General features: G+C 73.3%; 7 protein-coding genes. 5 read left to right on the top strand and 2 right to left on the bottom strand.

All coding sequences use genetic code 11. The features are described from left to right. Window positions 1-15: 15 nt before the first annotated feature. Complete coding sequence (locus tag AB0D49_RS20865) at window positions 16-2,295, top strand: BTAD domain-containing putative transcriptional regulator (protein ID WP_362759227.1); 2,280 nt, start codon at window positions 16-18, stop codon at window positions 2,293-2,295. 31 nt (window positions 2,296-2,326) lie between these two features. Here the strand turns inward: AB0D49_RS20865 and AB0D49_RS20860 are convergent, their stop codons facing one another. Then, a complete protein-coding gene (locus AB0D49_RS20860) occupies window positions 2,327-3,385 on the bottom strand; it encodes a LuxR C-terminal-related transcriptional regulator (RefSeq protein ID WP_362759225.1) in 1,059 nt (352 codons plus the stop codon). A 669-nt stretch (window positions 3,386-4,054) separates the two neighbouring features. Then, complete coding sequence (locus AB0D49_RS20855; protein ID WP_362759223.1) at window positions 4,055-4,279, bottom strand: hypothetical protein; 225 nt, start codon at window positions 4,277-4,279, stop codon at window positions 4,055-4,057. A gap of 264 nt (window positions 4,280-4,543) precedes the next feature. Between AB0D49_RS20855 and cseB the strand changes: the two genes are divergently transcribed. The 4 genes from cseB to AB0D49_RS20835 all read left to right on the top strand — a co-directional run bounded on the left by cseB (window position 4,544) and on the right by AB0D49_RS20835 (window position 8,645). Continuing rightward, window positions 4,544-5,290, top strand: coding sequence for a two-component system response regulator CseB (gene cseB, locus AB0D49_RS20850; RefSeq protein ID WP_362759222.1), 747 nt, complete (start codon window positions 4,544-4,546; stop codon window positions 5,288-5,290). A gap of 5 nt (window positions 5,291-5,295) precedes the next feature. Next, window positions 5,296-6,573 carry a HAMP domain-containing sensor histidine kinase gene (locus AB0D49_RS20845; protein ID WP_362759220.1) on the top strand — a complete coding sequence of 426 codons (1,278 nt, stop codon included), beginning with the start codon at window positions 5,296-5,298 and terminating at the stop codon, window positions 6,571-6,573. 96 nt (window positions 6,574-6,669) lie between these two features. After that, window positions 6,670-7,668, top strand: coding sequence for a D-alanyl-D-alanine carboxypeptidase (locus AB0D49_RS20840; protein ID WP_362759218.1), 999 nt, complete (start codon window positions 6,670-6,672; stop codon window positions 7,666-7,668). Next, a complete protein-coding gene (locus AB0D49_RS20835) occupies window positions 7,665-8,645 on the top strand; it encodes an endonuclease/exonuclease/phosphatase family protein (protein ID WP_362759216.1) in 981 nt (326 codons plus the stop codon). The genes AB0D49_RS20840 and AB0D49_RS20835 overlap by 4 nt, the downstream gene beginning before the upstream one ends. The last annotated feature ends 16 nt before the right edge of the window (window positions 8,646-8,661 follow it).

Below are 8,661 nucleotides of genomic sequence, written 5' to 3'. Positions count from 1 at the left end.
AAGGGCTGAAGAGAAATGTCCGACACTCTGACCGACAGATCCCCGCTGGGATTTCCCCCGGATCTGAAGGGCGCGAACGACCACGACGGCGGGAACGGCGACAGTGAGAACGGTATCGGTGAGAACGAGTTCGATGAGAGCGACATACGCCGGAGCGGCGTCGATGAGAGCGGCGTACGTAGGCCGGGCGTCGATGAAAGCGACATACGCCGGAGCAGCGTCGCTGAGACCGACGTACGCAAACCGGGCGTCGATGAAAGCGACATACGCCGGAGCGGCATCGGTGAGACCGACGTACGCAAACCGGGCGTCGATGAAAGCGACATACACCGGAGCGGCATCGGTGAGAGCCACAGACGTAGGACCGGCATCGCTGAGAGCACCATCGGCGAGAACAGCATCGACGAGAACGGCATCCATGAGAACGGCATCCGGGACACCGGAAGGCGCCCCGCCGCCCCGCTCCGCCTCTCCCTCCTCGGCCCCCTGCTGGCCCACCGCGGCACTCTCCCGCTGGCCCTCGGCCCGCTCAAGCAGCGCCTCGTCCTCGCCGCCCTGCTCACCCGCCCCAACGCGCCGGTCTCCTTCGCCGAACTGACCGACGCCGTCTGGCCGGACGACCCGCCCCGCACCGCCCGCAAGAACCTCCAGGTCTACGCGTCGACCCTGCGCCGCGTCCTCGACCCCGGCGACCTGGGCAGGCTGGACCACGGCCCCGGCGGCTACGTCCTGCGCCTGACCCCCGCCGAATGCGACACCCTGCGCTTCGAGGAACTCGCCCGCGCCGGGGACGCCGAGGCCCGCACCGGCGCCCCGAGCCGCGCCGCCGGGCTGTACCGGCAGGCCCTCGACCTGTGGCGGCACGACCCCCTCAGCGACCTCGCCGCCCACGCCGAGCTGCTGCGCTCCGCCGTCGACCGGCTCCACACCCGCCGGCTCGCGGTGTACGAGTCCTGGGCGGAGGCCCAGCTGGAGTCCGGCGAGCCGGCGCCCGTCGCCGACACGGTGGGCGAGATGGTCAGCCGCCACCCGCTGCGTGAACGGCTGCGCGCCGCCCAGCTCACCGCGCTGCACCGGGTGGGCCGCCGCTCGGAGGCCCTGGCCGTCTACGACGACTGCCGCCAGCAGCTCTCCCGCGAGCTGGGCATGGAACCCGGCGCGGCGCTCCAGCGCCTGTACCGCTCGCTGCTGGACGAGGTGTCCCCGGCGAGGCCGCCCCGTGGCCCGGTGGCGGTCCGTCTGCTCCCGCCCGACCTGGCCGACTTCACCGGCCGTGAGAAGGAACGGGACGCCCTGGCGTCGCTGCTCGCCCGGGAGGACGGCCCCCCGGTGCTGCTGAGCGGACCGGCCGGGGTCGGCAAGACGGCGCTGGCCGTGCACCTCGCGCACCGGTACGCCGCGCGCTATCCCGACGGCGTGGTCCTGACCCGGCTGCGCGCCGAGGACGGTGCCCCCCGCCCCTGGTCGTCGGTGCTGGCGGAGCTGGCCCGCTCACTGGGCTGCGCCGAGCGGCTGCCCGCCGACCGGGAGGAGGCCGCCGCCGTCTGGCGCTCCTGGCTGCCGGGCCGCCGGGTCCTGCTGCTCCTGGACGACGCGACCGACGCGGGAACCCTGAGCCCGCTGCTGCCGCCGTCGGGTACCGCGGCCGTCCTGGTGACCTCCCGCACCCGGCTGTCCTGGCTGGAACCGGCGCACCGCACCGAACTGCCGCCCCTGACGCCCGAGGAGGCGCTGCATCTGCTGGGCAGCATCATCGGCCGGACCCGTCCCGCCGCGGACCGGGAGGCCGCGCTGCGGATCGTGACCGCGACCGGGCTGCTGCCGTTCGCCCTGCGCGCGGCCGGGAACCGGCTGTCGGTCCTGCGTCACATGCCGCTGGGCCAGTACGCGGACCGGCTCGAACACCCCGGTGAGGCGCTGGACGAACTCGCGTCCGGCGGCCATGGGGTCCGCGCCCGCCTGCGTGACGCCTGGATCCGGCTGCCCTCCCCCGCCCGCGACACCCTGCGCGACCTGGCGGTGCTGCCCGGCCCCGCGTTCCGTCTGCCCGACGCCGCCCACGCGCTGGGCCTGTCCCCCCGGGAGGCCCAGCGGGCGGTGGAGCATCTCATCGACACCGGCGTCCTGGCCCCGCCCAGCGCACCCGAGGTGACCGCCCACACGGCGGACGACCACGACGCCTCCCGCTACGAACTCCCTTGGCTGACGCTGCTGTTCGCCCGCGAACAGGCGTCCGCCGCGCAGCCACCGCCCGGCCGCGGCACCGAGGCACCGGCACTGGAGCCGCCGTGCTAGCCCGCCGGGCGGCGACGGCGGAGCGGCCGTGCTAGTCGCCCCCCGCACCCCACTCCGGCTCCCGGCCGCCCCCCGCGGGCGCGGTGGCGGCCGGACCGGAGGACTGCACGCGGGCCAGGTACCCGGCCTGGAACCGGCTGGCCGCGCCGAGTTGTTCCATGATCTCGGCGATGTGCTTGCGGCAGGTGCGCAGCGACATGCCCAGCCGACGGGCCACCATCTCGTCCTTCATACCTTCCGCGAGCAGCCGCACGATGGCCTGCTTCACCTCCTCGCGCGCCGAACTCTCCGTCCAGGCGGGCTGGTAGGGCTCGGCGAGCGACCAGGCGTGGTCGAAGGTCGCGCACAGATACGCCACGGTGGACGGCTCGTGGATGACGATGGCCGCGTCGGGGTCGCCCTGATGGGGGATGAACACCGTCTCCCCGTCAAAAGCGATCATCCGTCCGAACAGTTCGCTCAATGTCCGGATCTCGGCCCCCTCGTCGGTCATCCGCCGGGCGTACTCCTGGGTCGGCAGGTGGTAGCGGGCGGTGTGCTGGTACAGGGTGCGCATCCGCACGCCTCGGCGGAGCATGTCCCGGTCGCGGACGTATGCCTGTTCGAGCAGGCTCGGGGAGCGTCCGCCGCCGGGATGGCAGGTGCGCACATCGTGCCGGCAGCGGACGGTCGCGTCGGTGATCATCCCGATGACGGTGTCCAGATCCGTCACCTCGGTGAGCGGTGGACGGCCCTGCCGACGGCGCTGCGCCTCGGTATAGAGGGGCGTCAGCAGCGCCAGTTCCCCGCGGAGTTGCTCGATCTCGGCGAGCTGTCTTCGCAGCCCCGCCTCGGTCGGCGCGACCAGGGCGGCTATGGCGGCCTCCGGCGCCACCGCCACGACCAGGTCAGGGTCCTCGGGCAGCGGCCGGACCAGCAGCAGTTCGGTCAGCCGCGCCAGCGCCGACGCCGTACGCGTCTCGGACAGACCCAGTGTGGTGGCCAGCGTCCGCGCGTCGCAGGGACCCCGGTCGCTCACCCAGCGGAACAGCCGCACGGCTTCCTCGGACAACCGGGTCACCGGTACGGACCGCCCGGTCGTCTCGCGCATTTCCGGCAGTTGGCCGCCCTCGCCCGTGCCGCCCACCCGGCTCCCCCTATCACCTGGATGACCCCGCCCGCACTCGTACGTGCGGGCATTGTCCAGTCGCTTACCGGAGAATCCCATACCGTCTCGGACAGAAGATCGATTTTCGGCACGGTGGACCAGACCACATGGAGCCCCACGGACGCCGGGGACGGCTCCTCAGCGATGCCGCCGGCACGGGAGCCCGGTGCACGGCGCCGGGTCCTCCACCACCACTCCGGCACTTCGACCGACGACGCCCGAGCGTCCCTCAGCCAGCCCCCGGATCATCACCTCACCCCTCTGGAGAATCACCATGAGACGCATCACGGGCCCGCTCGTCCGGCTGGTCGAGCGCGGCAGACACCTACTCGTCGCCTCACGCCGGACCGACCTCCACGCACGCCGGGCACGCGAGGCCCTCAACCGCCCCCCGGGCCCGATGAGACCCCCCCTCGACACGGACGACCCGTCGCCTCCGGTACCGCGCTGGTGAACACCGGGAGGGCGCGGGGTGAGCCGGGCGGCGCACGCCACGGCCGTAGTGACGCGGAGACCCCGGCGGGAACCGATGCGCCTCCTCACCTGGGAAGTGCCCCAGCGTTCCCCGTGCCCACGGATCACACACACGTTCTCCGTAGTGACAACGCCAGCCTAGAAATAGTCCGCGTACTCCAGATACGTGGTGCTCACCACGCGCCCGTCCGCGCCGACGCGCTCCTCGTACAGGGCGTGCAGGACGGGGTCGTACGTGGTGCGGGTCGTGGGCACGTCGGGTGACATCGCTTCGTCCCAGTCCGGGTCGCCGATGCCGCCGGCCACCGCGCGCAGCTCGTCGGCGGCGAGTTCGTCCCGGGTGAGCGCGCTGTGGCCCGTCATGATCGTCCTCTCGTCCGTGCCGACCGATCGGGCGGCCGGTCTACCGTGGTCGACGTCCCCCGGCGCCGATTGCGTTCACTTGGTGGGGTTCGCCCTGGACCGATTGAGCCGGTACGGGCACCCGCAGGGTGACCGCCCGCCAGGGCGGCGTGTCCTGTCGGCGCAGGTCAGTCGTGCTCTCCTGCCTCATCATCACGACCCGGTCAGGGCCACCGCGGGCGCGCGAAGCTAAGGTGTGCAGCTCAGACACCTGGAGGGGACACAGTGAACGCGGAAGCGGAAGGCGCCGCCGGGGCCGGGGACGCCCCGGCGCTGCTGCTGGTGGAGGACGACGAAGTGATCCGTACCTCCGTCACCATGGCGCTGGAGCGCTACGGCTACCGCGTCCGGGCCGCCGCCGACGGCCTCACCGGGCTGGAGCACTTCCGCGAGCACACTCCCGACCTGCTGCTGCTGGACGTGATGCTGCCCGAGCTGGACGGCATCGGGCTGTGCCGCAAGGTACGGGAGACCAGTCAGGCACCGGTGCTGATGATGTCGGCGCGCGGTGACGCCCTGGATGTCGTATCCGGTCTGGAGGCGGGCGCCGACGACTATGTGGTCAAGCCCGTCGACATGCCGGTACTGGTGGCCCGGATTCGCGCCCTGCTGCGCCGCGCCACCTTCACACCCGCCCCCGGTCCGGTCGAGGGTGAGCGGCAGGCGGCTGCCGACGCCGCCAGTGAGGACCACCTCACCTTCGGGGACCTGACCGTCGACACCCGGGGACTCGAAGTGTTCCGGAGCGGGGAGCGGATCGCTCTGGCGCCGACCGAGCTGCGGCTGCTGCTGGAGTTCGCGGCGCATCCCGGGATCGTCCTGGACCGGCAGACCCTGCTGCGCAATGTGTGGGACTACGGCTGGGACGGCGACAGCCGGGTCGTGGACCTGTGTGTGCAGCGGCTGCGCAGGAAGATCGGCGCGGACCGGGTCGAGACCGTCCGCGGCTTCGGCTACAAGCTGCGGCGCTGAGCACGGTGGACACCCGGAAGCGGGCCGCCAGGCTGTGGCGGAGCCTGTGGAACTGGAGATCCCTGCGCTGGCAGATCGCCACGCTGGTGGTCACCGCGTCCTGCGCCGTGGCTCTGGCCGTCGGTCTTCTCGTGCACAACGCGACCGCCGACCGGCATCAGCGGGAGGGCGCCAGCCGTGCGGTGGAGGCGCTCGCGTCGGCCGTGGCGGAGTACCGGGCCGTGGGCACACCCCCGCAGGGCACGGTGTGGGACCCGGCGGAGCTGCCGTCCGAGCTGATCGAGCAGGTCGAGGGGCCCGGTGATCCGGCCGTCTGGTACGACACCCGCAGCCCCGAGGACCCCTGGATGTGGGCCGCGCGGTCCGTGGACGGCGAGGTGCTCGCCGTCAAGATGCACATGGGCAGCGAGCGGATGAATCTGGCCGCCTTCGACCGGACCATGGTGAAGGTGTCGGCGGCGACCCTCCTGGTGATCGTCCCGCTCTCCCTCGTCGTCACCGCGCTCCTCAACCGGCGGCTGCGCAAGGTCGCCCGCACCGCCCGCCGGATCGCCGACGGCGACCTCGATGCCCGGACCGGAGCGGGTGACCGGCGGGGCGACGAGATCACGGAGATCGCCGGAGCCGTCGACTCGATGGCCCACGCCCTTCAGCGGCGGCTGCTGACCGAGCAGCGGTTCACCGCGGACGTGGCCCATGAGCTGCGGACACCGCTGATGGGTCTGGTCACCTCCGCCGACCTCCTCCCCGAGAGCCGGGCCACCGATCTCGTACGGGACCGGGTGGGCGTGCTGCGCGCGCTGGTCGAGGACCTGCTGGAGATCTCCCGGCTCGACGCGGGCGCGGAGGCGGCCGACGCGCGGCCCGTCCCGGTGGGCAGCGTCGTCGAGGCGGCGGTGGCCAGGACCGGGCAGCCGACGCATACGGTCGTCGTGGACGACCGGCGGATCTCGACCGACCCGCGCCGCCTGGACCGGATCATCGCCAACCTGGTGATCAACGCCCATCGCCATGGCCGGGCGCCCGTCGAGGTCCGGGTGGACGGCGGGACCGTCGTCGTACGCGACCACGGGCCCGGTTTTCCCGAGGTGCTGCTGGCCGAGGGGCCGCAGCGGTTCCGGACCGGGGCGCCCGAGCGTGGCCACGGGCACGGGCTGGGGCTGACCATCGCCCTCGGTCACGCCGGGGTCATCGGGGCGACGCTGGACCTGGCCAACGCGGCGGACGGCGGGGCGGTCGCCGTCCTGCGGCTGCCGGGTGATACACGGCGGACACATTCCTGAGCGGTGGCCGATGGGTCGTCTGCGGGGTCCGGAGATTCCGTCCGCGCAGGGTGAGGGGTGCGTGCGGTTCCGCGCGCTCGTTCCCGGAGGCAGCCCATGCGTGTCCAGCACAGCCCCAGCCCGTCCACCGGCCGTCGCCCGCCCTCGGCACGGACACTCGTCGTGTGGGGTGCGGTGACGGCCCTGATGCTGACCCTGCTGGGCGGCTGGGTCGTCAGCAGCCACACGGGACCGGACGCCACCGCGGCGACGACGCCCCCGTCGGCGAAGTCACATGACGCGCTGTCGCTGCCCTGGCCCGAGGAGGGTCAGGCGAGTGTCGTCGACACGGTGAGCGGGCGTTCCGGGAGCAGCGGGGCGCAGCGCCCCGTGCCGATCGCCAGCGTCGCCAAGGTCATGACCGCGCATGTGATCCTCAGCGGGCGTCCGCTGGCGGAGGGCGAGTCGGGGCCGCTGGTCACGGTGGACCGGCGGGCCCAGGACGAGTCGTTCTCCGGCTCGGAGTCGACCGTGATCGTGCACGCGGGGCAGCGCTTCAGTCAGCGGCAGTTGCTGGAGATGCTGCTGCTGCCGTCCGGGAACAACATCGCCCGGCTGCTGGCCCGCTGGGACGCGGGCGGTGAGGCCGCGTTCACCGCGAAGATGAACCGCGCGGCGGCCGACCTCGGGATGACCCGCACCACCTACACCGGTGCGAGCGGGATCGAGCCCACGACCACGAGCACCTCCGACGATCAGCTGCGGCTGGCGCGCGCGGTCATGCGGGACCCGGTGTTCCGGGAGATCGTCGGCACGCGTGAGGTGACCGTGGGGCAGGGCGTGGGGACGATCGCCAACACCAACCGGCTCCTGGGGACGAACGGCGTCGTCGGCGTCAAGACAGGTTCGAGCACCCCGGCGGGCGGCGCGTTGATGTGGGCGGCGACGGCGACCGGCGAGGACGCGGGGGCCGTGGACGACCGCACGGGGAAGGGGCTGATCCTCGGAGTCGTGCTCCACCAGGCCCCGGACACCAACCCCGCCCAGGGCCTCCAGCGCGCCTTCGACGTGACGGAGCGCCTGGTCGCCGCCGCACAGCGGGGAGCCCGGCGATGACGGTCACGGCGGAACGCCCCGCACCCACCGACCCCCGCCCGGCCGGCCCCCGCCGCTGGACCGACCCGCGCCGCGGGCGACGGACCACGGGACTGGGCGTCCTCTGCGCGGCGGCCCTGCTCACCCACCCCCTGCTGCCCGACACCCCCGGGAACCTCGGCAGCCTCGCCCAGACCTTCCTGCCCTGGTCGGCCCTGGCCCTCCCGCCCCTCCTCCTGTGCGCGCTGCTGCGCCGCTCCGCGCTCGCCGTAGCCGGAGTGCTCGTCCCGGCGCTGATCTGGGTGACCCTGTACGCGGGGACGTTCGCCGACAAGCGGGGTACGGGCGGTGAGCTGACGGTGGTCACCCACAACGTCGGTGAGGGCAACCCCGACCCGGCGGGCACGGCCCGCGCGCTCGCGGCGAGCGGCGCCCAGGTGATCGCCGTCCAGGAACTGGCCCCCGAGACATGGGACACGTTCGCGCGGGCGCTGCCCGCCCGCTACCGGCACCACACCCTCCAGGGCGGGGTCGGCCTGTGGAGCACGTACGCGATGAGCGGCGCCGAAGCCCTCGACATCATGCCGTGGCCCCGCGCCCTGCGCGCCACCCTCATCACACCCGAGGGCCCGGTCAGGGTGTACGTGGCTCATCTCGCCTCGGTGCGTCTGTCCCCGTGGGCGGGGTTCGCCACCGCCCGCCGTGACGACGCCGCGCGGCGGCTGGCCGACGTCATCGCCCGGGACCCTTCGCCGCGCGCCCTCCTCCTCGGTGACCTCAACGGCACCATGGACGACCGGGCGCTGGCTCCCCTGCTGCGCGGGATGACGTCCGCGCAGGAGGCGGCGGGGGCCGGGTTCGGCTTCAGCTGGCCCGCCGCGTTCCCCCTGGCCCGGATCGACCATGTCCTGGCCCGTGGCCTGGTCCCTGCGTCGGCGCACACCCTGCCCGCGACCGGCAGCGACCACCTCCCGGTGGCCGCGTCCCTGAGGTTCTGACCGGCGGGAAGCAGTC

The sequence above is a fragment of the Streptomyces sp. NPDC048290 genome (assembly GCF_040652095.1).
GTDB lineage: Bacteria > Actinomycetota > Actinomycetes > Streptomycetales > Streptomycetaceae > Streptomyces.
This window is presented reverse-complemented; position numbering and strand designations above follow the sequence as displayed.

What these genes read in the sequence shown, in the direction of transcription:
- AB0D49_RS20865 (WP_362759227.1), top strand. Translation starts at nt 16, where the DNA reads ATGTCCGACACTCTGACCGACAGATCCCCGCTGGGATTTCCCCCGGAT.
- AB0D49_RS20840 (WP_362759218.1), top strand. Translation starts at nt 6,670, where the DNA reads ATGCGTGTCCAGCACAGCCCCAGCCCGTCCACCGGCCGTCGCCCGCCC.
- AB0D49_RS20855 (WP_362759223.1), bottom strand. Translation starts at nt 4,279, where the DNA reads ATGACGGGCCACAGCGCGCTCACCCGGGACGAACTCGCCGCCGACGAG.
- AB0D49_RS20860 (WP_362759225.1), bottom strand. Translation starts at nt 3,385, where the DNA reads ATGCGCGAGACGACCGGGCGGTCCGTACCGGTGACCCGGTTGTCCGAG.
- AB0D49_RS20835 (WP_362759216.1), top strand. Translation starts at nt 7,665, where the DNA reads ATGACGGTCACGGCGGAACGCCCCGCACCCACCGACCCCCGCCCGGCC.